This is a genomic window from Marinoscillum sp., assembly GCF_040222955.1.
Taxonomy (GTDB): domain Bacteria; phylum Bacteroidota; class Bacteroidia; order Cytophagales; family Cyclobacteriaceae; genus Marinoscillum.
The window spans coordinates 277,581-300,968 of the sequence record NZ_JAVKCA010000021.1 but is presented as its reverse complement, the minus strand read 5'-3'; the positions used below and the strand labels follow the sequence as shown (position 1 = coordinate 300,968).

Below are 23,388 nucleotides of genomic sequence, written 5' to 3'. Positions count from 1 at the left end.
AACTTAACCATAATTGCACATTTTTTAAATTCCCAGGGCGAATCGAATGAATAAAATCAATGATTTAGGATCCCGATCAGATCGCAATGCAGCATTTAGTCGTGAGCTACTGGCGGAGGCGGATGACGAGAAGCTCAAGATGATAGTGGAGGAGGCTGCCCGCGACCTGAACACCCCCATCGCACTTGTTACCCTGGTCATGGAGCACGTTCAGTTTTTCAAGGCCCATTATGGGTTGCCACAGGATCTGGCAGACATGAGGGGAACGGATCGGGACATCTCCTTTTGTCAGTTTGTGGTGGATAGTGGAGAGTCATTTGAGGTAGAGAATGCCCTCACGGACGACCGGGTCCCGAAAGAATTGGTAGAGCAATATGATATTCGGGCCTACATGGGTATGCCAGTCACCTTCAATGATACGGTGGTAGGCTCACTTTGCGTGCTGGATACCAAGCCCCGGAAATTCACAGAAACTGAGCGTGATGATTTAAGAAAATTATCAATGCTGGTGAATGGCAGACTCTCGGCACTGGCCAGCCACAGAAATCAATCCAATACGGCGCTCCTGGAGCATGCGGCCTTTCCGGCGCTGGTAGAACTGAGGGGATTGCTAAGGCCAATCAGGTCCGGGATCGATGTGGGACATGCCACCATTCTGGAATTGAGTACTTTTTTGCGGATAGCCGAGCGCTCATTGTATGGCCGCACGTTTTCAAAGGAGGAGATGTTAAAAACACTATCACGCGCCAAGGAAGCGTTGGATAAATACCAGAATGGCTTATACGACATCACCGTGAGTGTGGATGACGCAGAGGATTCCATTGATGCATTGGAGCATGTTTTCCATTCATCCACCACCACTTTACTGTCGGAGATTGCCATCTCCGGGCGGGAGCTGGCCAGGCATAGTACGGTCCAGAGCGGAGGCGTGCTCTTGCCGGAAATTGAAGAGGATATATTTGTTTCCACACCCCGGCCATTCGGAGTGTCGCTTCTGGCGATGACACTCTCTATGTTCGCCTCCAGAATGGTCAATCTTGGTCTAAAGGAAAAGATCAGGATCACAATGGAATCTACAGTCGCTAATGCCGCCCTGGTGTTGGAAGCCAAGGGAATGCCCGAAGCGAACCTATTGGAGATAGTCAAAGAGCTTAAAATACACACTGACGAGAATCCTACCGTATCAGTACGAATGGAAGAAGGTCGGGTTAAACTCCTTTTCTCAGTAGTAAAAACCCGACTATAGTCGCAGGTTTAACCCTCCTTTCCCCAGGAGTCAAAAATCTTCACGTCAGTCCATTTGTCCTTGTTTTCCGCTATATATTTCAAATGAGCCTGATGTTTTTGATATACATCCTGATCTTCTTTACTGGCAAAGGTCACCACCAGACTTACTGAATAAGTGTTGTTGACCACCTCGCGGGGAGTGCCGGCAGGTTCTCCCAGGTGATAGTTGACGATTTCAGGCACCTGACGCAGAAAGTCTTCAGTGGCTTGCTGAAAGGCTGCAATATCCGTCTCTGGCTTCAGCCAAAAGAAGACCATATGAATAAAACGACCATCTATTACTTTGTCTTTTTGTGTGGCTTTCAACATGGTGGGCATAAGGCTTAAACCGGCTAGGGATAGTAGTGATTTATTGAAAAATGTTCTTCTCTTGTTCATGGAATTGGATTTTGAAACCAATTTATAAAAAAATGATCAGTCGCGGATTTCCTTTTTCAGGCGATCTGAAAATTGCTTCTTCACTTTATCAATTTTTGGCCTGGAGACGTTCATAATGTATGGGTTGAAGGGGTGATTTTTTTCATAATCCTGATGATAGGCCTCAGCTTCATAGAAGATGGTGTAGGGAGTTAGTTCAGTGACAATTCTGAAAGAAAACCTCGCCTGAAGATCTGCAATCTTTTCTTCTGCAAGGTCTTTTTGCTCCTGATTGTGGTAGAAAATTGCACTCCTGTACTGAGGGCCTACATCCGGGCCTTGCCTGTTGAGCTGGGTAGGGTCGTGTGCAGTGAAGAAGATGTCGAGAAGTGTGCCGTAATCAATGACCTCCGGGTTGAAGTAAATTTGAACCGTTTCGGCATGTTTGGTGCGACCGGAACTGACCAGGTCATATTTGGCATTGGATTGTGCTCCGCCGGCATATCCGGATACCGCTTCTGTCACTCCATTAATCTGTTCGAAAGACGCTTCTATGCACCAAAAACATCCGCCGGCAAAGGTGGCAGTGTCGAGGGTAGAAAAATTCTGATCGCTTAGTTTGTTGACGGTTTGGGTAGTACTGCTGTTGCCATTGCAGCTCATGGTGAAAGACAGCACCAGGATTAAAAATAAATTTTTCATATTAATATCGTTTGTCATACAACATTGCAACGCAAAAACAGTTTATACCGATGAAAGCAAGCTGCTTTTTGGACGGAAAATGTAGTCGCGAATACATTTGAAAAAAAAGTTGAAACGTTGTGAACCAAAAGGCTAAAACCAGGGTTTAGGTATTGAATTCGATAAAAATATTAAGGTTAGGTTAGGCGGTGATAGATGGCGCGGCTCCCGAGAGGGGGTCGCGCTTTTCTTTTTTATTCATCGGTGAGCTGCAGCCATCGGTTTCTCCTCTTGACTACCGCTTTTTTGAGCTGATTGTTGGGGAGATATGAAAGTGTAATTCTGGGATCCTGGACAGTGGTGAATGTCGCGGTTTTTTCATCTCCAAATTGCTTATAAGTGACTGGGTATTTTTTCCCAATTTCCAGAGAATTGATCACTCTGTTGAGGTCGCTGGTAGTGCTGACTTCTCTTCCGTTCATTAAGAGTATCTGATCTCCTTTTTCTATACCAGCTTCGTAGAAAGCCGTGCCACGAAGGATGGTACTTTGTACATATCCGTCATCATCCAGCTTGGGGTTGCCAAAGTAAGCGGATCCTGGATTTTGAAGAGACATTTTGATACCAAACTCAGCGAATAGTGCTTCAAAGTCAGGGAGGTCACTCCCATAAATTTGATCCCTGAAGAATGCGGCGGCAAATTCCTTGTCTTTGGTTAGTTCACCCAATACGTTTTGCAGGTCCGTCATGGTGTATGGAATCTCTGGTTGCCCGTGTGCTAGCCACACTGCCTTCATGTACGCATCCAGCGTTTTATCATATTTTGTGCGCAGAGTAAGGTCAAGTCCCAGCCCGAGTATGGCACCGTAACTATAGTAACTAATGAAGTTGTTGGCGTAGTTGGTTTCATCATTGGCCGTCCCTGCATCCGTGAATGGCGCATTCTGACTCATTTCTATCGGGTTTCTGAACGAACGTCCCGGGCTGTTGAGGACATAATTCAGCCCACTTACCAGTCCTTTGATGTATTGCTCAGGCTCGAGTATCTTGGCTCTGGTGATTACCAGCTTGTCAAAGTAGGAGGTGAATCCCTCACCAAACCACAGCGCTTCAGACAGATTGGGCACATCAAAATCAAATGGCTCTAATGAGGCTGGTCTGATGCGTTCTATGTTCCAGGCATGGAAGAATTCATGAGCCACGGTACTGATGTAGTAGTTGCCAAAGCCCTTAATGTCACCTGTTCCGGTGCATACGGTAGAGTTTCTGTGTTCCATACCGTCTCCATCCACCCAGGGGTTATAGGCCATTAAAAAAGTATACCTGCCAAAGTCAAATTTTGGGAGAGCGCCGTAAATCTCCTGTTCTTTTAGTACCACGGCCTTTACCCATTCGGTATAGCCATCCAGCTCAGCCTCTGTGCCTTCATGCATCATGGCGATCTCTATGGTTTGACCACCTACGTCCCATCTCCGCCAGGAGATTTCACCCACCAGGGTAGGACTGTCATAGAAGTAGTAATAATCCGGAGCACTAAAAGTGGAATCATTTTTTTTGATCAACTGGGTGGCCACATCCCATTTGGGATTATCAGCCGGGATGATGAGCTGGATTTCCCGATTCTGAAGGGCCGGGGCGTATACAAACGTCGCGGGCATGTTCATATGCAGCTTTTTGGCGTCCACACCCATATATGTGCCATCAGCATGATTTCCATACAAGGTGTAAGTAAAGTTCACATTACCTCCAGTCACAGGTACTTCCCATGAAAAAGGAGTAATTCTTTTTAGAACCAACGGATTACCCGCTCCATCAGTAGCCACTTCTTCGTACACATTCTTCACGAAATTATGGGCGGCATACCTACCTGGAGAAGTATTGGGCATACGGATTTCCAGGGTTTCTCCTGTCAGGTCTGAGAACATGACATTGATGCGCAGTTCATGATGATGTATGTTTCCCAGCTCCAGACTATAGCGGACAGGGGATTGAGCGTTTGTTTGAATGAATGCGGTAAGAATTGAAAGTGCAAAGAGTATTCTGAGCATATGATGATTGAAGTTTTTTTAAGGTTCGAATATACTAAAATGATAAAAGGAGAAGCCCCAATCGATTGGTGTTTTGATGAGTAAATCACAATCTCTTTAGATACTTATCGTCATGGAGAAGGTAAACTCAAATACCTTTGCGGCATGAATAATCTATCTGTGGAGAATCTGGCCAAAAATTACGATGAGCGCCAGCTATTTGAGAATCTCACTTTTGGACTGGAGCAGGGCCAGAAGGCTGCTTTGGTGGGGGTGAATGGTTGCGGGAAGTCCACCCTATTGAAGATTATTGCGGGAATAGAACCTCCGGATCGTGGGGAGGTATCTTTTAGAAAAGGCGTACGCGTGGCCATGGTGCCCCAGAGCCCGGAGTTTGATGACAATGACAACATTGTTCAGGCGGTTTTTGCAGAAGACATTGAAGAGCTTAATGTGATCCGCGATTATGAAATAGCCATTCATAAGGCTACCGTTGATCCGGAAAATGCACCGGATCTTACGGATGTGTTGGAGCGGATGGATCAGCTGAATGCCTGGGATTATGAAAGTCAGGTTAAGCAGTTACTGGGTGAATTAGGGCTACATGACCTGGAGCAAAAGATGGGCGAACTGTCCGGAGGACAACGTAAGCGCGTGGCTTTGGCTCGTGCACTGGTGGTTAAGCCGGATTTTTTGATTTTGGATGAGCCCACCAACCACCTGGATCTGGATGTGATCGAGTGGCTGGAGAGTTACCTGGCCACGGCCAACCTTACTTTACTTATGGTGACTCACGACAGGTACTTTCTGGATAGGGTTACTAATGAGATCATGGAGATCGATCAGGGTGAGCTTTTCAGGTACAAAGGCAATTATCAGAACTTTTTGGAAAAAAAGGCGGAGCGCGAAGCACAGGATGCAGCCACAGTAGATAAAGCCAAGAACCTGCTGCGAAAAGAGCTGGAATGGATGCGAAGGCAGCCAAAGGCCAGAGGTACCAAGGCCAAATATCGGGTGGATGCTTTCTACGAAACCAAAGACAAGGCCTCCAAAGGAATACAGCGTGCAGAAATGGAGGTAAACCTGAAAGGTGAGCGCCAGGGCAAAAAGATTCTCGTGATGGAGCATGTTTCCAAGCGATTTGATAAAATCAAAATCCTCGAAAATTTTGAGCATACCTTCCAGCGGAAAGAACGTGTGGGAATAGTGGGACCCAATGGCGTGGGTAAATCCACTTTCCTGAATCTCCTGATTGGTAATATATTACCAGATAGTGGCAATATGGAATTGGGACAAACGACCAAATTTGGCTACTATACTCAGGAAGAGCAGATTTTCAACCCCAACAGCCGGGTGATAGATGTCATCAAAGAGGTGGCTGAAGTGATTAAGATGGCGGATGGTTCGGTCATTACCGCTTCCCAACTGCTGAATCAGTTCTTGTTTCCGCCGAAAATGCAGTTTAACATGGTGGGTAAGCTGAGTGGAGGTGAGCGAAGAAGACTTCAGCTACTGCGTGTGCTGATGAACAACCCCAATTTCCTGATACTGGATGAGCCTACCAATGATCTTGACCTGATGACTTTGAACGTGCTGGAGGATTATCTCGACAACTTTGAGGGTTGCCTGATGATTGTTTCCCACGATCGTTACTTCATGGATAAGCTTACTGACCACCTGTTCATATTTGAGGGGGAAGGGCAAGTGCGTGACTTCCCGGGTAACTATACAGACTTCAGAGAGCAGGGCGGAAAGCTGGCCAAAAAAGAGGAGGCCCCTAAGAAATCTGCCGATAAGAGTGCCCCGCCTGTAGAGCCGGTAAAGACAGAGAAAAAGAAACTATCCTATAACGAGCAGCGGGAATACGACAAGCTGGAAGGAGAAATAGCTAAACTGGAAAAGGAAAGGGATGTGAAGACCGAAGAGATGAATCAGAAGACCGATTTTGAAGAATTGCAGAAGCTAGCTAAAGAGCTGGAGACCATCAAGGACACCATAGAAGAGAAAGAAATGCGCTGGCTGGAACTGTCAGATAAGGCAGGAGTGTAAAATCATCTTACGGTTAATAAAAAAGGCCCATTCCGACAGGAATGGGCCTTTTTTGTACCAGGTATTGTGCCCGCTTATGATTGGGCCAAAGAGGTTCGCCTTTGGAAATACACGTAAGAGACTATCAGAATGCCCAAAAATACAATGGAGCCTACAGAAGCTGCCAGTGGGTCACCACTGGAGAGGTGTGCGTAAAATGCCGACACAAAAGTGAGGGCAAAGCCAAAGTAAGCAAACTCTTTGAGCCGGGTAGGTACCATAGGTAGAATCAGGGCAAGAGCACCTAGTACTTTCGCGATGCCTAATTCCACTCTGAAATAATCTGGAAAACCCAGGTGCGTACCCATTGCATTTTTCACGTCCTCGTCGGTGAAATATGAAAAGGCTGCAAAAAGCATCATCAATGAAACGATTCCGGTGGTGGCCCAGTAGATAATTTTGTCTTTTTTCATCTTTTTGTTGAATTTGAATCAGTTATGAAGAGAATTGATCAGGTAACTGTACCTGAATCTCAATTTTTCTCGTTTGTATCAGTTTAATACGGCGAAAATAAATAGTTGGCTATACATTAGTAACCAATATCTTAAAGTATATCACTATACTTTTGTATAGTAACCTGATAATCAATTATATGAGTATAGTTTCAGAATTGGAGGAAGTAAGGAGTTGTTCCACGCATTTCGTGCTGGCGATCAACGATACGCTCAATGTCATCAGTGGTAAATGGAAGCTACCCATCATAGGATCACTGATGTATGGTAAAAAGCGCTTTAAGGAACTGGAGCGGGATATTGCTAAAATTACTCCCAGGATGCTTTCCAAGGAGCTAAAGGAGTTGGAGATGAACGGGATAGTGAGCAGAACAGTACATCCTACCACCCCTGTTACGGTTGAGTATGAATTGACTACTTCGGGCGAGTCACTCAAGCAAGTTCTGGAGCCAATGGTAGAGTGGGGGGTGCAGCACCGCAAGCGTGTTTTTGGTAAGTAATTTCATTGCTGGTCCTCCTGGAAGGGGTACGGGGCCTTGATGAGTCATAAAAAAAGGTAGCACCAGATACTCATCTTTTAAAATACCAGTAAAGCGGGAGGGCTTTAGTCAAAGGACTGATGGTTAAATTTAGTGCACAGGGCCTGATAGCACCCTTGCGATGCCCTGACCAGCAGGGATAAATAGCCAGGGAAGGAGGGGTATCAGAAAGCGACCGTCCCAGTTTTCTGTGGTCAGACTCACCATCAGGATTTGGCTAACTATGAACAAGCTGGTAAAGAGTTTTAGCTGATTCCATCTGACCAATCGCAACTCGCGAATACCGAAGTAGTAAATTGGGTAGAGGAAAAGCACAATCAGCAGGTTATGCAAGAGGGAAAAATAGGGCTTTATATGCCCCAGATAGAGTAGGCCTTTCATCAGGGACAGCTTGATAAAATAGAGGGGGTTATACACCACAAATAAAATCAACCGGGATATGGGTGAATGCCTGGGATCGGGTATTTGTAAATTCCCGGGAGGGTCGATCAGCATGCTAATATTTGGATATATGATTTCGGCCTTTGCATAGCTCTCGATAAAAGAATTTGCATAATCTGTCATGACAAAATTCAGGAAAAAAAGAAGTGCGGAGAACACTGCGATCCCGACGGTGGCACGACAAATTCCCGACAGTTTTTTGACCTGGGTATGGAACCAGAGAGAGCCTAAAATGGACATTAGAAAAAGCATTCCAGGTGGCCGGATGAAGGTGGTAATGATGATCAAAATGAACGATCCTAAATATTGTGCCTTGCTGTGTGATGAGCGTAGAGAATAGACCGAAATAATGACCATGCTGGTAAACAAGGAATCCGTGTAAAGAATCATTGTCCATTGATGAATCTCGGGCCATAGGATATAGAAAAGCGTAGCGATCATGGCTGATGGGTAACCACCCCAGGTAACCGCCAGACGATATAGTGCCACTGCGGCAAGTCCGGATGCCAGCACCTGTACCAGGACGATCATTTCGAAGGGAGCTCCTATTCGGTGTATTAATGCGAGCAAGCACGAGTAGCTGCTGTACCAAAAGGTGTAATCTGAAGACCATACCCCTTGATTAATAGAAAGGGCATCGCTGATGTAGAAGGCTGTGTCTACCGGTGACTTGATACCAAAATGAAAGTAGGTGGCTAGCTGAGCTAAAACCCAAAGTACCAGCAAAAGGTACCTGGATGCATTCCTTTCGGTGAAAGTTTTGAAAGCGGTGAATGCTTGTTGAGGGATCATCAGGTCTCCGGAAAGGGTGGTATCGGCAGGTTGTGCTGTCTCAGAAAAGAGAGCTTATCCCAATAACCTCGTTGAAGCTGTATTTTCCCCTCAATCACCTGAAAAAAGCCACAGCCCCGCAGGCCAAGAGGATCTTTCCATTCAAGAATAGCCCACTCACCGTCCTCGAGTATTTGCTCTACTATGCAGGTCATTTCGGCTTGTGCAAACTCCGACTTAAACATTTGATAAATGGCTGTCTTACCTACTATGGGCTCATTGGCCACCTGATGATTGATGGCATCGTCATGGTAAAGGCTGGCAAGGCCCTGGGCATCGCCGGCATTGAATAAATCCACCCATTGCTGAACGAGTGCTTTAGGTTTGATCATATCGGTCAATTTAATTGTGAAATGGCATCTTCATAGAGATGCTCCAGCAAATACTCCTGGCCTACCAACTCCCCAAAGTACAGCTCAAACTGGATCAGGACGGGGCCCAGGTTTTCCATTTTGTGAGTTTCCATGTCAAAGTATAGGTCCAGAATATTGCTGATGGTTCTATCCGTTATTACCTCTTGCATCAGGTATACGTAAGTGAGTTTTTCTGTCGTTTTGAAATCAAATTCAGAAATAATTCCAGTTGTTTTTGAGGTCTCCCAGGCGGTATTGATCATAATTTCGTTGATCAGGCTTTGGCCATCGGTAAGCACCCCAAAGTTGAAAAACGGATATTGCTGTAACTGCTGCTTCAAGGTGTCAGTTTTACCCTCATTCAGGTCACTTAGTCTGTTCCTGATGGACGAATGTCTTTCTTTCCAGGTTTGAACAATGGTGAGGTTTTGTTCGAGCTCCTGTTTGATACTTTTGAGTGCAAACTCTTTCTTCTGATTGGTTTGGTAATCCGTGTACAGCTTATTGATGAGGAGTGCAAACAACACACTGAATACTATAAGAAGGCCATCGGCAAAGTACTTTTTCATATCAGAATTGGTTGCGTCCTAAACTAGCCCTACAATAAAGCAGCACCGAATACTCCCGCACTGTCGCCTAGCTTAGGTTTGATAATGGGTGTATTGAACGATGGATTAAAAACGTGCTTTTTCAGGGAGTCCACCCCTTCATTGTACAACACGTCCAGGTTAGAAACCCCTCCACCTATCACAATCACATCCGGGTCCAGCACATTCACCACGTTGGATAGCCCCAACCCAAAAAAGTGAATTAACCGGTCAATGGTTTTTTGGGCTACCGGATCGGTTCCAGCTTTATAGTCGGCATAGATATCTTTCAAAGATCTTTTTGTGCCTGATTGCTCGAAATAATAGCGCTCCAGTGAAGGACCCGCCAGGATTCTTTCTGCACACCCCTTATCCCCACAGTAGCAATCGCCACCGCTCAGATCCAGAAAAGTGTGACCCCATTCGCCACCGATTCCCTGGCGTCCATTGAGTACTTTACCATTGATGACAATGCCACCCCCGGTGCCAGTGCCCATGATTACGCCAAAGATGACCTTAGCCTCAGGAAACTGCTCATGCACCGCGCCCATTTCAGCTTCTGCCAGAGCAAAACAGTTCGCATCATTGGCAATATTGATGGGAATGTTCAGTGCTTCTTGCAGGAGTTGAGCAAATGGCTGGTTATTGAGCGCCAGGGTATTGCTGTTTTTAAGAAGGCCTGTCTGAGGATCTACAGAGCCGGGCGTGCCAATTCCTATTTGAGTTGGTCGTTCTCCTACCTGCTCCACCAGAATGTCCAGAAGTTTTGTGATCTGACCGACGATGTGCTCCAACCCTTTTACAGCCTCTGTGGGCACCCGTTCCCTTGCCAGTACTTTATGTGATTCATTCAACACAACACCTTCTATTTTGGTGCCTCCCAGATCAATTCCCCAAAGCATATATTGCGAATTTTTTAATGTTAGTATCTAAATGTGCCTAAATTAACCGAAAAATATCATTCATGAATAGACGAATTCTTTATTATTCAATAGTGGTGGCCATGGCTGGCTTTTTATTTGGCTTTGATACGGTCGTGATTTCCGGGGCCAACCTGCCCATCAAACAACTTTGGAATACCTCAGACTGGTTTCATGGTACTTTTATCATGTCTATGGCGCTGTGGGGAACGGTGATAGGTGCCCTGGCAGGAGGTATACCCACAGATAGATACGGGCGTAAGACCACACTCTTTTGGATCGGAGTTCTCTATTTTATTTCAGCCCTGGGTTCAGCCCTGGCTACCGACCCCTATTTATTTTCCTTTTTTAGATTTATCGGCGGGTTGGGAGTAGGCGCTTCCTCGGTCACGGCACCCACTTATACCTCCGAGATAGCCCCGGCCAAGAGCAGGGGGCAGATGGTGGCTTTGTATCAGTTCAATATTGTGTTTGGGATTCTCATAGCCTTTATTTCCAATTATTTGCTCAAAGGGTTCGATGGAATCAATGACTGGCGATGGATGATGGGGGTAGAAGCCATTCCGGCACTGGCTTACACCCTGTTAATATTGGGTGTACCCAAAAGCCCAAGGTGGTTGATTTTGCATCAGAAAGATCACGATGCGGCCCTGGAGGTGCTCAGGAAGACCAACACTGAGGAGGAGGCATTGGCGGTAATAGCGGAAATCGAAAAGGATGGTAAGGCCTCAGAAGCCATTAAGGGAGGGGTGTTTTCCAAGCGCTATAGTATCCCGCTGATGCTGGCTTTCCTGATTGCCTTTTTTAACCAACTCTCCGGGATCAATTTCATTCTTTATTACGCGCCAGAAATCCTGGAGAAGGCGGGTTTTGCTTCTTCTGACTCCCTGCTTAGCTCCATTTCTATTGGTGGTATCAATTTGATATTTACCATTTTGGGAATGTACCTCATAGACAGAGCGGGGCGTAAACAGCTCATGTACATAGGTTCCGTCGGGTACATTGTCAGCTTGCTGATGGTGGCATACGGCTTCTACACGGAGGCCAGTGCCAATTTCAAGTTAGGCTTTATCCTCATGTTTATTGCTTCCCATGCGATTGGTCAGGGTGCAGTGATCTGGGTATTTATCTCCGAGATTTTCCCCAATAGAGTCAGAGCATTTGGTCAGGCGTGGGGTTGTGGTACGCATTGGGTGTTTGCGGCACTGATCACGCTCTTTGGTGCGGTGCTGATCAATACTTTTGACCCCTGGATGGTTTTCGTTTTCTTCGCGGGATTTATGGTGTTACAGCTTTTATTCGTGATGTTCCTGATGCCGGAGACCAAAGGTGTCTCACTGGAGGAACTCCAGAAGCGGTTGGTCAAGGAGTAATGGATTGACCAAAAGGTCAGAACGACTTTAACCTTTCTTCAGTCTCATTCATCGAGTTATTCGGGTTAGTCACCGAGTAATTATTTGATGGGTGACCGTAACGGGCAATATTTGCTTACGTTTTGAATTTAGGTTGGATGTCCTTTATACCCTGGGTTAGTTAATAGCTGAGTAGTTATAGAAGATATTCCAAAAAAACGCCCCTGAGGAGGGGCGTTTTTTTTGTTTTATTCATCCTTAAGGCATTCCACAGGATTGATAAGTGAAGCTTTGAGTGTCTGATAACTAATGGTGAGCAGTGTAAGTACCAGTGTGGCTACCGCGGGTAAGATGACCAAAAGCAACCCAATGTTAATGTGATAGACAAATCCATTCAGCCATCCTGAAATAAAGAAGTAAGAGACAGGAAGCGCCACCAGGCAGCCTATTCCGATCAGGAGGAGAAACCGCTGACCTATCATGGAAATGATGCTGAATATGGAGGCTCCAAGTACTTTTCTGATTCCGATTTCTTTATAGCGGGTTTCTATAATAAAACCAACCATACCGATGAGCCCGAGACATCCTATTAGCACAGCAATGACTGTGAACACCTTGATCATGGAGCTCAGCCGCTCCTCGGCCTGGTACTGCTGGTCAAAGAGATCATCCATAAACTGGTACTGAGGACTATTCAGCGGATCAAATTTGGTCCATATTTCTTCTACATGAGTCAAAGCACTCTGCAGATCTCCGGGAGAGATTTGCATACAGATCGTGCGCATATTCCAGTCACCCTTAAGGATGACCATGGGAGTGATTTCACTGTGTAACGATTCGAAATGAAAATCTTCGGTGACACCCAGGATTCTGCCTGCCCTGTAGATATGATCGTTATATTGACCGTAGGAGAGCTTGCGACCCACGATATCTTCAGGATTATCAAATCCGAGTGCTTTGGCTGCAGCTCTATTCACAAGATAATACCCCACAGAGTCGGTACTCATTTCCATAGCTGAGGTGAAGTTCTTGCCCGCCACCAGTTCTATTTCGAAGGTTTCCAGAAAATCTTCATCCGCCAGAATAAAGGGTAGCCTGAAGGTGGTTTGCACTGCGGTTTCATCTTTGAAAAAACCAGAATCCCAACTGTCTGCCAAACGGCCTGTAGGGACGCGTGAGGCGTAGGTGCCTTTGTGAATGGCAGGGTGACTCAGAAGTTCATTTTTGAAAACATCGAGGTTCCGGATGTTTCTGGTCATGGACAAGTGTAAGATCTGATCTTTGCGGTAGCCGGGGTCTGAGTTTTGAATGAATTTCATCTGGCCCTCGATCACCGCCAAAGTAAAGAGCAAGCCAATGGTGACGGCATACTGAAATGTGATGAGCCAGCTTCTGAAATTCCATTTGTTGCTGTTGATAGCCGCCTCACCTTTAAGGGCCTGTATCAGGTTGATCCTGGAAAGGAAAAGGGCCGGGTATGATCCCGAAATGATGGCGACCAGTATGAGCAGTAGGACAAGACCCAGGAGGAGTTCTCCATTTTCCAGCACATTGAGCGTCAGCTGTTTCCCCATGAAATCGTTGAGATAGGGCAAAGCAAGCCAGGTGAGAAGGATGGCCACGGGAAAAGACAGTAGGTTGACCATCAACGACTCGGTAAGAAACTGCTGAACGAGGGACGATTTCTGTGCACCGATGGCCTTGCGTACTCCTACTTCTTTGGTTCTTCTGGAAAAATGTGAGGTAGCCAGGTTCATATAATTGATACAGGCCACTACCAGTAGCAGGACGCCTATGGTGCCAAAGATGTACACCTGCTGTAAGCTTCCGTTGCTTTCTATTTCACCCTCCAGGTGCGAATTGAGGTGGATACTGAGCAGGGGCTGCAGCTCAAAATCGTAGGCTTTTTTGGCAGGAATTCCATTTTCGAAAAGTCCCACATACTTGTCAAAAAAGTCGTCTTTGTATTCTTCTATGCGTCTGGGATCGGTGCCGTCCTGCAGCCTCAGGTAGGTGAGCCAGTTGTAGTTTCCGGTCACATTGTTCATACTCTCTCCAAACACCGGAACTAAAAACTCCATAGGAGCAAGGTATTCAAAGTGAAAATGTTGGTTTTGCGGCATATCCTCCATCACTGCGGATACCACAAAGGAAGCCTTCATTCCATCCCTGATTATCTGTACAGTTTTGCCCAGAATGTCCTGATTGCGCCAGTCATTGCCAAAGAGTCTGATGGCACTTTGCTCTGTTAATGCGATGGATTTGATCTCCTTGAAAGCTGATTCCGCATTGCCCAGGATAAACCGGAATGAGAAAATATCAAAGACATCATCATCAGCGAAAACTACCTGCTCCGAAGGAAAGACCTTATCTCCAACCTGAATGTCCGGGAAGGCCCAGGCATAGAACCGGGCAGCATGGGTGATTTCGGGGTAATCTGCCTTGAGCCGCTGGGCGTGCCCTGCAGAAGCGAAGGCCCAGTGTCTGTTCACCTCTCCGTCCTGGTTGAAGTTTTTAACCGTCAGCCGATAGATATTGTCAGCATGGACGTGATGCTTGTCATAGCTGAGCTCATCTTTGATGAACAAGGCAATAAGAATGAAAGCGCAAATTCCGGTAGAGAGCCCGATGACATTAATGACGGTGCCGGCCTTGTATTTCCAAAGGTTTCGAAGGGCGACAATTAAGTGATTTTTAAACATGGATCCGTTGGTTGGTATAAGGTGATTGATTTTTGATGATTTGGTGAGTCCGGGACGAAAAAGCCTGATGACCTGCCAGTAGTACCAGAGGAGCGCTTTTAAGGGGCCCTTTGCATGCTTCAGGATGTATTCCTCTTCCAGGTCACCCTGTATATCCTCCAGGTATTCTGTTTTGCAGAAAAAGGCCAGCAGCCGGTTGGCACCCTTTGGTGGTTGGATATTCAGGTCTTCCATCAGGCAATTTTAAAGGCCATATCAGGGATGGCATCCCATAGCTGATTGCGTGTTTCCCGGCTGAGGGCCAGGGCTTTTTTTCCCAGATCAGTGACAGTAAAGAAGCGCTTGCGTTTGCCCCCTCTCATGGCGGTCGCTTCCCCAAATTCCGAATTCAAATAGCCTTTCTGCTCCATTCTGCGCAAGGCACTCTGGAGAGCACCGATGCTCACTTTTCTGTTCAGTCTGGATTCTATTTCGGCTTTCAGTGTCACACCGTAGGCATCCCCAAAGAGGATGGCCACTGTGAGTAGTACAATTTCCTCAAATTCACCGAGTTGAAAGTCTTTCATGCTTTTTATTCCTATCTGTATATAAAATATTAAATTCCTATACGTAGTTTATATAGAAAGGTTAAACCCCAAAGAGTATTTTGGAGTTTCTTGGGGGTAAGCACCGAAAAGCTTTACTTTATACAAACAATAAAACACATTTGACCATGAGAAAGATTTTTTTATCAGCTATCCTCGTACTGGCCACCATAGTGGGTTACGGACAAGCCAAAGTGGAATTAGGACTAAAGGGAGGCCTGAATCTGGCGAACATTAACAGGGAAGATGCTCAGGCTACCTACGAAAGTGCTACCGGGTATCATGGAGGGGCTTACGCCTTAGTGAAGGTGGCTAATATTGGTATTCAACCGGAGCTGCTTTATTCTACCCGAGGTACTCAGGTTTCTTTTAATGACATTTCAGGTGACTTCAAACAGGAGTACACTTATCTGGATATCCCGGTGATGTTGAAACTGTACGCCGTTGCAGGTCTGAACATACAGGTAGGGCCTCAGTTCGGAGTGCTATTGTCTACTGATGGCAAGATCTCCGATGGAAATGGCGGTACCACCTCCATCAGCAAGGATAGTTATAAAAATGCGGATATTAGTGCAGCTTTTGGGGCTGGCTGGGATGCTCCATTCGGAGTGAATTTCACTGCAAGGTACATTTTGGGTCTGACTGATATTGACAGTGGGAGTGAAGAAGCTAAAAACAGAACCTTTCAGCTTTCCCTGGGATTCAGGTTATTCAAAGTAGGGAGCTGATCCCTGACTTTTTGAAGGAAAACCACTCCAGTAGCTACTGGAGTGGTTTTTTTTATTTATCGAATGATTATCAGAATTCAGCGGAAATGAAAAACGATCACTACTGATTGTAAATAGCAGCGTAATGGCCAGTAAAATGCCAATCAGGATCAGTAAGGTTTTGGTACGATTTGTCAACGGTGCGTCTTGTTAGGTAACTCTAAAACGGTTGAAGATGAGTAAACCCTTATCTTCATTTCCATCGACACCTGATCTTCCGGATTGGTGGGAAAGGTCTAAGAAAAAAAGGCCTGCTCAAAATTTCTGAGCAGGCCTTTTTGATTTTTTTGGGAAGGAGGGGATTAACAGAACTCCTTGAAAACCTCCACCAGGTGGTTGGCGATCATTTCTGCAGATCTTCCTTCTATGTGATGTCTTTCCACAAAGTGCACGAGCTCACCATCTTTGAAAAGGGCAACTGCCGGTGAAGATGGAGGGAAAGGCATGGTATATTCTCTTACTTTGGCGGTGGCTTCCATGTCCACACCAGCAAAGACCGTAGCCAGGTGATCAGGCTTCTTGGCGCTCAGGTTGAGGGCGGTGGTCACTCCCGGTCTGGCTGTACCAGCGGCACATCCACACACCGAGTTGATCACGATCAGGGAAGTTCCTTTGTGATCTTTCATGAGGCTGTCTACTGCCTCTGCAGTTTTCAACTCCTCGAACCCTACATGTGTGAGTTCGGTACGCATTGGAGCTACAAGTTGTTCAGGATACATATCGTTTTTGTTTTATAATCAGTTTTTAAAATTTCTAGTCAGAATTACATGAAGCCGAGCTCCAATTTGGCAGTCTCAGACATCATTTCTGTAGTGTATGGAGGATCAAAGGTGACTTCCACGGTCACGTCGTTCACCTCCGGGACGGCCCTGATTTGTCTTTCTATCTCACCAGGTATTTCCTCAGCAGAGGGACATGCCGGTGAGGTCAGGGTCATGAGGACATGGATGTTGTTGATCGGGAAAATATTGATTTCGTAGATCAACCCCAACTCATATACGTCCACTGGTATTTCCGGATCATATACCTCCTTAATGGCTCTCACCACTGATTCCTTCAGGCTCAGATCGTCGGCTATTTGTGTTTTATTTTCTTCTTCCATCGCTATGCGTCGGTTTGAGTTTTAGAACTTAATGCAAGGGCATAAAGTTTCATTTGTTTGATCATTGCCCCAAAGCCATTGGACCTTTGTGTTCCTATAAATCTGTTCATCCCAATTTGCTGGGGGAAAGTAATTTCGGTATTCAGGATAGCTTCGGGAGCCTCTTTAGAGAGTACCCTTACGAGCAGGCTTACCAGCCCTTTGGTGACTGCCGTATTGCTATCGGCCTGAAAGATGACCTGCCCTGCCTCATTCGCAGAGGCCGCCATCCACACCTTGCTTTGGCAACCTTTCACAATGTGGTCATCATTTTTTTTATCCACAGGCATATCAGGTAGTTGCTCGCCCAGCTCCATGATGTAGTTGATGGTCATTTCCATGTCTCCATCGAGCATGGAAAATTCCTCCACTATTTCCTGTTCTTTTTCGGCTATGCTCATGACCTGAATTTCTTTACAATCTCACTGAGGGCCTCAGCAAAGGTGTCAATCTCTTCTACGGTGTTGTAAACAGCAAAGGAAGCACGTACAGTTCCGTCTATCTGAAAATGGTCCATGAGGGGCTGGGTACAGTGGTGTCCCGTTCTCACGGCGATTCCGCGTGCATCCAGCAGCATTCCCAGGTCAAAAGGGTGTACTCCATCTATCAGAAAGGAGATCACACTGGTTTTGTTGGCGGCAGTGCCGATAGGCCTGAAGCCGTCAATGCCATACAATCGCTCCTTACCTCTTTGCAAGAGGGCCATTTCCTGCTGATGCAGGAATTCAAATCCGATGCCCTCAATGAATTCTATAGCAGCTTTGAAGGCCACCACATCTGCGATATTGGGTGTGCCTGCTTCAAACTTATAAGGGATATCATTGTAGGTAGTTTTCTCAAAGGAGACGTCACGGATCATCTCTCCACCACCCTGGTAGGGGTCCATGCTTTCTAATAGTGCGCGTTTGCCATAAAGCACTCCCACACCTGTCGGGCCGTACATTTTGTGGCCGGAAAAGGCCAGAAAATCGCAGTCCAGCTCCTGCACGTCAATCTGATGGTGTGGAGCGGCTTGTGCGCCATCTACCATCGCCACAGCACCTGCTGCGTGAGCTCTGGAGATGATTTCAGCCACCGGGTTGACAGTGCCCAGTGAGTTGCTGATGTAGACCACTGAGACAAGCCTGGTCTTGTCTGTCAGGAGTTGATCGAAATCCTCCAGCAGAATTTCACCATTGGGCTGTACGGGTACCACTTTCAGTAGGGCACCTGTTTGCTCACAAACGAGCTGCCAGGGTACAATATTGGAGTGATGCTCCATGCCTGAGATGATGATTTCGTCTTCGGCTTTCAAAAATTTTCTGGCGTAGGCCTGCGCCACCAGGTTGATGCCCTCAGTGGTGCCTTTGGTGAAGATGATTTCTTCAGCTTCACCGGCATTAATAAATCGCTGAGCGGCTTTTCTGGTATCCTCAAAAGCGGTAGTGGCTCTTTCTGCTAAGGTGTGAATCCCCCGGTGAATGTTGGCATTGTCATTTTGATAATAATGAACCAGCGCATTGGTGACACACTCGGGCGTTTGAGAAGTAGCTGCATTGTCAAAATAGATCAGGGGTTTGCCATTGACCTGCTGATGCAGGACAGGAAACTCTTTTCTGATTTGTTCGACAGATATGCTGGTAGCAACGTTCATTTTATCCAAGCTTGTTGGTGATAATGTCTTCTATTTCGGCCGTTACCAGGTCATTTTTCACTTCCTGGAGGGTCTCATTGGCAAATGCATTGAGCATGAGTGCTTTTGCACGCTTCTTATTGATCCCTCTGGATCTAAGATAAAAGATCGCCTCTTCGTCCAACTGACCAGTGGTACATCCGTGTGAGCATTTCACATCGTCTGCCCATATCTCCAGCTGTGGTTTGGTATTTACAGTGGCTGTGTCGGACAGCAGAATATTATTATTGGACTGAAACGCGTTGGTCTTTTGCGCTTCGGGTCGCACATAGATTTTACCATTGAAGACCCCACGGGAGTTTTCATCCAAAATACCTTTGTAGAGCTCATTGCTGAAGCAATTGGGCTTCAGGTGATCCACCGAAGTGTTGTTGTCTACATGGCTCTTGCCTCCAAGCTGATAAAGGCCATTCATGTGTGCTTCACAGTTTTCCGCATCCACGTTGATGTAGATGTTATTTCTGATCAGTGCTGCTTTGAAGCTGAAGGTATTGGTGTAAAACCTTGAGTCTTTTCCCTGAGTGGCATAAATGCCCTCTACCGCATAGGTACTGGTGAGGAAGTTCTGAATTTTGGTATACCTCAGTTCAGCATTGGGCTGCACGTCCGCTTCAAAAATGGAAACACTCAGGGTGTTTTGCTCTCCACGAATAATGGTTTTTTCAAAGATATTCAGTCGCGAACCCGTTTCGCTGCTTACCAGTATTCTTGGGTAGACAATAGAAGCATCTGCCGTACCATCCACAAAATGGTAGATGAACGTATCCTTATTGTCCTTGTTTTTTGAAGCCTTCAGGTAAAGCCCCTGATTGAAATAAGCAAGGTTCAGCAAAGCGAAAGCATCAGATTCGATGTGTGATGTTTTCCCAAGTAGCCGTTGAATGTCGCTATGCTCAGTGAGGGCCTGATCGTCTAATACCCGGATGGTAAGGTCACTTGAAGGACTGACTATGCTGGAGTACTCTTCTGTGAAGAGGCCGTTGATGAATACAAGGTGGTTAGCATCCTCTGCCTGATAGAAGTGAGATTGACAGTCCGCCTTAGAGAAGTTGGCGGGAGTCATCTCCGCAGCAAAGTTAAATTGCTTGCCAAGTATCCTGCTGATGGGAGTATACTTATAGGCTTCACTTTTTGGTGCCGGCAGCCCCATGGCAGAAAATTGCTCCAAAGCACCTGTCTTAAGTGCTTTTAGTGGGCTCTCGTCTGCAAAATGCTGTCCTATCCATTGCTGGAATTGCTCCGAAATGGTCTGCTCTATACTCAAAACTTCACTCATGATTTAATAGACTTTATATTGCGGCTACTTCTTCTTTGATCCAATCGTATCCTTTCTCTTCCAACTCGTAGGCCAGGGTTTTGTCGCCTGACTTCACAATGCGCCCCTGATACAATACATGAACAAAATCCGGCACGATATAGTCCAGAAGTCGCTGGTAGTGAGTTACCACGATGCTTGCCGTATCAGCAGACCTGAGTTTATTGACCCCATCGGCCACTATTTTCAGGGCGTCTATGTCCAGCCCGGAGTCTGTTTCATCCAAAATGGAAAGCTTAGGCTCCAGCATGGCCATTTGGAAAATTTCATTTCTTTTTTTCTCACCTCCCGAGAAACCTTCATTGAGCGATCTGCTCAACAGGGCCTGATCGATATCTACCAGTTTCATTTTTTCCTTCATTTCCTTCAGGAATGAAACAGCGTCCATTGCTTTGAGGCCACGGGCCTCGCGCACCTGGTTGACGGCAGTTTTGAGGAAGTTGGTGGTGGATACACCGGGGATTTCTACCGGGTACTGAAAGGCCAAAAAGATGCCTTCTCTGGCACGCTCTTCAGGGGCCAGGTCAAACAGGTTTTTGCCCAGGTAGTCTACCGTGCCACCATCTACTTCATATTCTTCTCTCCCTGCCAGCACTGAGGCGAGGGTACTTTTGCCAGATCCATTCGGACCCATGATGGCATGTATTTCTCCGGCTTTTACTTCCAGGTTGATTCCTTTGAGAATCTGCTTGCCTTCTATGGAGGCGTGTAGGTTGTTAATTTTAAGCATTTATAAATGGTATTTTCTTATCCGACACTTCCCTCAAGTGTGAGGGCCAACAATTTTTGAGCTTCCACGGCAAATTCCATGGGTAGCTTGTTCATTACTTCTTTGGCAAACCCATTGACAATCAGGGCCACAGCGCTTTCTTCATCAATCCCCCGCTGCTGGCAGTAGAAGATCTGGTCTTCCCCGATCTTGGAGGTGGTGGCTTCATGCTCTACATGAGCTGAGCTGTTTTCCACATCTATGTATGGGAAGGTGTGTGCACCACACTGATCACCCATGAGCAGGGAATCACACTGTGAGAAATTTCGCGCACCTTCAGCACGTTTCATGATGTGCACCTGCCCGCGGTAGCTATTTTGTGATTTACCGGCAGAGATACCTTTAGACACGATCCTCGACTTGGTGTTTTTACCAATGTGGATCATTTTGGTGCCCGTATCCGCCTGCTGGTGATTGTTGGTGACTGCCACGGAATAGAACTCTCCCTGAGAGTTGTCTCCTTTTAGGATACATGAAGGGTATTTCCAGGTGACCGCAGAACCGGTTTCCACCTGGGTCCAGCTAATTTTGGAATTGTCACCGGCACAAATGCCACGTTTGGTTACAAAGTTGTAAATCCCGCCCTTACCGTTTTTGTCACCAGGGTACCAGTTTTGTACGGTGGAGTACTTTACTTCGGCATCTTTGGCAGCGTATATTTCTACTACAGCTGCATGAAGCTGGTTTTCATCGCGCTGAGGGGCCGTACAGCCTTCCAGGTAAGAGACATAGGAGCCTTCTTCTGCCACGATGAGCGTCCGCTCAAACTGGCCAGTATTGGCCGCATTGATCCGGAAGTAGGTGGAAAGTTCCATAGGACATCTTACGCCCTGTGGGATATAGCAAAAGGATCCGTCAGAAAAGACGGCAGAGTTCAGGGCAGCGAAATAATTATCAGCTGCAGGGACTACAGATCCCAAATATTTTTTGATGAGCTCGGGATGCTCTTGTACAGCTTCGCTGAAGGAGCAGAATATAATACCACGCTCAGAAAGGGTTTCTTTAAAGGTGGTAGCCACGGATACAGAGTCGATGACCGCATCTACCGCTACGCCGGTAAGTCTTTTTTGCTCGTTGAGGGAAATCCCCAATCGCTCGAAGGTTTTGAGCAACTCAGGGTCGATCTCATCCAGGCTTTTGGCTTTCTTATCTTGCTTGGGAGCTGAGTAATATTTGATGTCCTGGTACCCAATGGCCGGGTATTTGACGTTGGGCCATCGCGGTTCTTCCATTTCTGTCCACCGCTTATAGGCTTTTAATCTCCAGTCCAGGAGCCACTGCGGCTCTGATTTCTTGGCTGAAATAAATCTTACAATATCCTCATTGATACCCAGAGGCGCCTCGTCTGCCTCAAAGTCCACATGCCATCCATGCTCATACTCTCTTGAGGTAAATTCTTCTAAGATTTGGTCGTCTTTACTCATAAAGATTATTCGATTCCTTGTATTACTTGGTTAACTCCCAAAAGCCTCGGAAGTTTTACAAAGTAAACACTTATTTATATTTATTCTAAATAAGAACCGAACTTAAAGACCTACAGCACTTGGGAATGTTTGTTCTTTATCAGAACAACAGGTGTCTGTTAAGACTTTCTTCCAGGGAAATGAACGTTTCGGTACGCTCAATACCATCTACCTTTTGGATTTTATCGTGAAGAACATCCTTGAGGTGTTTAGTGTCCCGGCAGTGGATCTTAATGAAGATGTTATAATTACCCGTGGTGTAGTGAACTTTCACTATTTCAGGAATGTCCTTGAGTTGTTCTACCACGCTATCATATAAAGATGATTTTTGCAGGTAGATACCCATGAAGCATGTGACGTCATATCCCAGCTTTGAGTAATCCATCTGAAGAGTGGTTCCTTTTACGACTCCCATCTCTTCGAGTTTCTTCATGCGGACATGCACGGTGCCACCTGAAACAAAGACCTTTTTAGCTACCTCAGTATAGGGTATTTTCGCGTCCTCCATCAATAGATTGAGGATTTTGAGGTCGACATTGTCAATTTCGTAATTCTTGCTCATCGTAACTGTGCTCGTTTCTAATTATTCAATAATAGATATGCAATTTTAAACAGTATCTAAATATAGAGCAAATTTATTAAAATATTTTTAATATTATATCTGTTCTATTACTTTTGAACTATCAAACTGGTTTTGGAAATGCCAAAGCTTATACTGTAGGAAATAATTATTAAGGAACAAAGCCTTGTGTTTTTAGAAATAGTCAAACGATTATTATAAAACAGGCCTTGTGGAGGTTCGAATCCTTCTCCTATAGCCATCATTTTTGGGTTAATGTTGTTTATTGAATTTGGTCGTGGTAGGGGTGCCGCGGCCATTTTCTTTTTAAAGCCCATGGGTTTTAGGCTCCGGTCTTAGCATCTGCTCTTCTCAATTTCATTTTTTTCTAACTCAGGTCTGGGGTCAAGTCCTCTGCCGAAACCACTGTTTTTGCCCGTTAGGGTGTCAACTGAATTTGGTTTTACGATCATTCATTAAAATTTTATAGAATATCATTGG

23 protein-coding genes are annotated in these 23,388 nt (G+C 45.9%); 5 read left to right on the top strand and 18 right to left on the bottom strand.

Annotated features, from left to right (window positions below; all coding sequences use genetic code 11):
- The first annotated feature begins 46 nt into the window (after window positions 1-46).
- Entirely contained in the window at window positions 47-1,246 is a 1,200-nt protein-coding gene (locus RIH33_RS19025) for a GAF domain-containing protein (protein WP_406651393.1), read from the top strand.
- Between the two features lie 8 nt (window positions 1,247-1,254).
- Here RIH33_RS19025 and RIH33_RS19020 read toward each other — a convergent pair whose 3' ends face one another.
- The 3 genes from RIH33_RS19020 to RIH33_RS19010 all read right to left on the bottom strand — a co-directional run bounded on the left by RIH33_RS19020 (window position 1,255) and on the right by RIH33_RS19010 (window position 4,373).
- Entirely contained in the window at window positions 1,255-1,665 is a 411-nt protein-coding gene (locus RIH33_RS19020; RefSeq protein WP_406651394.1) for a Dabb family protein, read from the bottom strand.
- Between the two features lie 36 nt (window positions 1,666-1,701).
- Window positions 1,702-2,346 carry a peptide-methionine (S)-S-oxide reductase MsrA gene (msrA, locus tag RIH33_RS19015; protein ID WP_406651395.1) on the bottom strand — a complete coding sequence of 215 codons (645 nt, stop codon included), beginning with the start codon at window positions 2,344-2,346 and terminating at the stop codon, window positions 1,702-1,704.
- 233 nt (window positions 2,347-2,579) lie between these two features.
- Entirely contained in the window at window positions 2,580-4,373 is a 1,794-nt protein-coding gene (locus RIH33_RS19010; protein ID WP_406651396.1) for a M61 family metallopeptidase, read from the bottom strand.
- Between the two features lie 144 nt (window positions 4,374-4,517).
- On the opposite strand from RIH33_RS19010, the gene RIH33_RS19005 reads away from it, so the two are divergent.
- Window positions 4,518-6,401, top strand: a complete 1,884-nt coding sequence (locus tag RIH33_RS19005; protein ID WP_406651397.1) for an ABC-F family ATP-binding cassette domain-containing protein — start codon at window positions 4,518-4,520, stop codon at window positions 6,399-6,401.
- 74 nt (window positions 6,402-6,475) lie between these two features.
- Here RIH33_RS19005 and RIH33_RS19000 read toward each other — a convergent pair whose 3' ends face one another.
- On the bottom strand, window positions 6,476-6,853 hold the full coding sequence (locus tag RIH33_RS19000) for a DoxX family protein (RefSeq protein WP_406651399.1): 378 nt from the start codon (window positions 6,851-6,853) through the stop codon (window positions 6,476-6,478).
- 179 nt (window positions 6,854-7,032) lie between these two features.
- Here RIH33_RS19000 and RIH33_RS18995 point away from each other — a divergent pair, with 179 nt between their 5' ends.
- The gene (locus tag RIH33_RS18995; protein ID WP_406651400.1) at window positions 7,033-7,392 is read left to right on the top strand and encodes a winged helix-turn-helix transcriptional regulator; all 360 of its coding nucleotides are present in this window, start codon (window positions 7,033-7,035) and stop codon (window positions 7,390-7,392) included.
- 129 nt (window positions 7,393-7,521) lie between these two features.
- Here RIH33_RS18995 and RIH33_RS18990 read toward each other — a convergent pair whose 3' ends face one another.
- Genes RIH33_RS18990 through RIH33_RS18975 form a run of 4 tightly spaced genes read right to left on the bottom strand, consistent with a single transcriptional unit; the run spans window position 7,522 to window position 10,545 of the window.
- Window positions 7,522-8,664, bottom strand: a complete 1,143-nt coding sequence (locus RIH33_RS18990; protein WP_406651401.1) for a hypothetical protein — start codon at window positions 8,662-8,664, stop codon at window positions 7,522-7,524.
- A complete protein-coding gene (locus tag RIH33_RS18985; protein WP_406651420.1) occupies window positions 8,664-9,032 on the bottom strand; it encodes a nuclear transport factor 2 family protein in 369 nt (122 codons plus the stop codon). The genes RIH33_RS18990 and RIH33_RS18985 overlap by 1 nt, the downstream gene beginning before the upstream one ends.
- Window positions 9,033-9,040: 8 nt before the next feature.
- Window positions 9,041-9,625, bottom strand: coding sequence for a hypothetical protein (locus RIH33_RS18980; protein WP_406651402.1), 585 nt, complete (start codon window positions 9,623-9,625; stop codon window positions 9,041-9,043).
- Between the two features lie 29 nt (window positions 9,626-9,654).
- Window positions 9,655-10,545, bottom strand: a complete 891-nt coding sequence (locus RIH33_RS18975; RefSeq protein WP_406651403.1) for an ROK family protein — start codon at window positions 10,543-10,545, stop codon at window positions 9,655-9,657.
- A gap of 62 nt (window positions 10,546-10,607) precedes the next feature.
- Here RIH33_RS18975 and RIH33_RS18970 point away from each other — a divergent pair, with 62 nt between their 5' ends.
- A complete protein-coding gene (locus tag RIH33_RS18970) occupies window positions 10,608-11,936 on the top strand; it encodes a sugar porter family MFS transporter (protein ID WP_406651404.1) in 1,329 nt (442 codons plus the stop codon).
- A 227-nt stretch (window positions 11,937-12,163) separates the two neighbouring features.
- On the opposite strand, the gene RIH33_RS18965 is transcribed toward RIH33_RS18970, so the two are convergent.
- Window positions 12,164-14,851 carry an ABC transporter permease gene (locus tag RIH33_RS18965; protein ID WP_406651405.1) on the bottom strand — a complete coding sequence of 896 codons (2,688 nt, stop codon included), beginning with the start codon at window positions 14,849-14,851 and terminating at the stop codon, window positions 12,164-12,166.
- Window positions 14,851-15,183 carry a PadR family transcriptional regulator gene (locus RIH33_RS18960; protein WP_406651407.1) on the bottom strand — a complete coding sequence of 111 codons (333 nt, stop codon included), beginning with the start codon at window positions 15,181-15,183 and terminating at the stop codon, window positions 14,851-14,853. The genes RIH33_RS18965 and RIH33_RS18960 overlap by 1 nt, the downstream gene beginning before the upstream one ends.
- 146 nt (window positions 15,184-15,329) lie before the next feature.
- Between RIH33_RS18960 and RIH33_RS18955 the strand changes: the two genes are divergently transcribed.
- Window positions 15,330-15,929 carry a porin family protein gene (locus tag RIH33_RS18955; protein WP_406651409.1) on the top strand — a complete coding sequence of 200 codons (600 nt, stop codon included), beginning with the start codon at window positions 15,330-15,332 and terminating at the stop codon, window positions 15,927-15,929.
- Between the two features lie 341 nt (window positions 15,930-16,270).
- Here the strand turns inward: RIH33_RS18955 and RIH33_RS18950 are convergent, their stop codons facing one another.
- The 8 genes from RIH33_RS18950 to RIH33_RS18915 form a co-directional block, all read right to left on the bottom strand.
- Window positions 16,271-16,687 carry a BrxA/BrxB family bacilliredoxin gene (locus RIH33_RS18950; protein ID WP_159584662.1) on the bottom strand — a complete coding sequence of 139 codons (417 nt, stop codon included), beginning with the start codon at window positions 16,685-16,687 and terminating at the stop codon, window positions 16,271-16,273.
- A 44-nt stretch (window positions 16,688-16,731) separates the two neighbouring features.
- Complete coding sequence (locus RIH33_RS18945; protein ID WP_406651411.1) at window positions 16,732-17,070, bottom strand: iron-sulfur cluster assembly protein; 339 nt, start codon at window positions 17,068-17,070, stop codon at window positions 16,732-16,734.
- 2 nt (window positions 17,071-17,072) lie between these two features.
- Window positions 17,073-17,510 (bottom strand): SufE family protein, encoded by a 438-nt coding sequence (locus RIH33_RS18940; RefSeq protein WP_406651412.1) that lies wholly within the window; start codon window positions 17,508-17,510, stop codon window positions 17,073-17,075.
- Window positions 17,507-18,742, bottom strand: coding sequence for an aminotransferase class V-fold PLP-dependent enzyme (locus RIH33_RS18935; protein WP_406651413.1), 1,236 nt, complete (start codon window positions 18,740-18,742; stop codon window positions 17,507-17,509). Before RIH33_RS18935 ends, RIH33_RS18940 begins: the two co-directional genes overlap by 4 nt.
- A 1-nt stretch (window position 18,743) precedes the next feature.
- Entirely contained in the window at window positions 18,744-20,057 is a 1,314-nt protein-coding gene (sufD, locus tag RIH33_RS18930; protein WP_406651414.1) for a Fe-S cluster assembly protein SufD, read from the bottom strand.
- Window positions 20,058-20,070: 13 nt separating this feature from the next.
- Window positions 20,071-20,826, bottom strand: a complete 756-nt coding sequence (gene sufC, locus RIH33_RS18925) for a Fe-S cluster assembly ATPase SufC (RefSeq protein WP_406651415.1) — start codon at window positions 20,824-20,826, stop codon at window positions 20,071-20,073.
- Window positions 20,827-20,843: 17 nt separating this feature from the next.
- Window positions 20,844-22,289 carry a Fe-S cluster assembly protein SufB gene (gene sufB / locus RIH33_RS18920; RefSeq protein ID WP_406651417.1) on the bottom strand — a complete coding sequence of 482 codons (1,446 nt, stop codon included), beginning with the start codon at window positions 22,287-22,289 and terminating at the stop codon, window positions 20,844-20,846.
- 139 nt (window positions 22,290-22,428) lie between these two features.
- Window positions 22,429-22,890, bottom strand: a complete 462-nt coding sequence (locus tag RIH33_RS18915) for an Lrp/AsnC ligand binding domain-containing protein (protein ID WP_159584655.1) — start codon at window positions 22,888-22,890, stop codon at window positions 22,429-22,431.
- Between the last annotated feature and the right edge of the window lie 498 nt (window positions 22,891-23,388).

Bases quoted from the DNA above. Each gene is read 5' to 3' on its own strand.
- RIH33_RS19005 (WP_406651397.1), top strand. From the start codon at position 4,518: ATGAATAATCTATCTGTGGAGAATCTGGCCAAAAATTACGATGAGCGC.
- RIH33_RS18995 (WP_406651400.1), top strand. From the start codon at position 7,033: ATGAGTATAGTTTCAGAATTGGAGGAAGTAAGGAGTTGTTCCACGCAT.
- RIH33_RS18935 (WP_406651413.1), bottom strand. From the start codon at position 18,742: ATGAACGTTGCTACCAGCATATCTGTCGAACAAATCAGAAAAGAGTTT.
- sufB (WP_406651417.1), bottom strand. From the start codon at position 22,289: ATGAGTAAAGACGACCAAATCTTAGAAGAATTTACCTCAAGAGAGTAT.
- RIH33_RS18940 (WP_406651412.1), bottom strand. From the start codon at position 17,510: ATGAGCATAGCCGAAAAAGAACAGGAAATAGTGGAGGAATTTTCCATG.
- RIH33_RS19020 (WP_406651394.1), bottom strand. From the start codon at position 1,665: ATGAACAAGAGAAGAACATTTTTCAATAAATCACTACTATCCCTAGCC.
- RIH33_RS18945 (WP_406651411.1), bottom strand. From the start codon at position 17,070: ATGGAAGAAGAAAATAAAACACAAATAGCCGACGATCTGAGCCTGAAG.
- RIH33_RS19025 (WP_406651393.1), top strand. From the start codon at position 47: ATGAATAAAATCAATGATTTAGGATCCCGATCAGATCGCAATGCAGCA.
- RIH33_RS19010 (WP_406651396.1), bottom strand. From the start codon at position 4,373: ATGCTCAGAATACTCTTTGCACTTTCAATTCTTACCGCATTCATTCAA.
- msrA (WP_406651395.1), bottom strand. From the start codon at position 2,346: ATGAAAAATTTATTTTTAATCCTGGTGCTGTCTTTCACCATGAGCTGC.
- RIH33_RS18965 (WP_406651405.1), bottom strand. From the start codon at position 14,851: ATGGAAGACCTGAATATCCAACCACCAAAGGGTGCCAACCGGCTGCTG.
- RIH33_RS18955 (WP_406651409.1), top strand. From the start codon at position 15,330: ATGAGAAAGATTTTTTTATCAGCTATCCTCGTACTGGCCACCATAGTG.
- sufC (WP_406651415.1), bottom strand. From the start codon at position 20,826: ATGCTTAAAATTAACAACCTACACGCCTCCATAGAAGGCAAGCAGATT.
- RIH33_RS18980 (WP_406651402.1), bottom strand. From the start codon at position 9,625: ATGAAAAAGTACTTTGCCGATGGCCTTCTTATAGTATTCAGTGTGTTG.
- RIH33_RS18975 (WP_406651403.1), bottom strand. From the start codon at position 10,545: ATGCTTTGGGGAATTGATCTGGGAGGCACCAAAATAGAAGGTGTTGTG.
- RIH33_RS19000 (WP_406651399.1), bottom strand. From the start codon at position 6,853: ATGAAAAAAGACAAAATTATCTACTGGGCCACCACCGGAATCGTTTCA.
- RIH33_RS18990 (WP_406651401.1), bottom strand. From the start codon at position 8,664: ATGATCCCTCAACAAGCATTCACCGCTTTCAAAACTTTCACCGAAAGG.
- RIH33_RS18960 (WP_406651407.1), bottom strand. From the start codon at position 15,183: ATGAAAGACTTTCAACTCGGTGAATTTGAGGAAATTGTACTACTCACA.
- RIH33_RS18970 (WP_406651404.1), top strand. From the start codon at position 10,608: ATGAATAGACGAATTCTTTATTATTCAATAGTGGTGGCCATGGCTGGC.
- sufD (WP_406651414.1), bottom strand. From the start codon at position 20,057: ATGAGTGAAGTTTTGAGTATAGAGCAGACCATTTCGGAGCAATTCCAG.
- RIH33_RS18950 (WP_159584662.1), bottom strand. From the start codon at position 16,687: ATGTATCCTGAACAACTTGTAGCTCCAATGCGTACCGAACTCACACAT.
- RIH33_RS18915 (WP_159584655.1), bottom strand. From the start codon at position 22,890: ATGAGCAAGAATTACGAAATTGACAATGTCGACCTCAAAATCCTCAAT.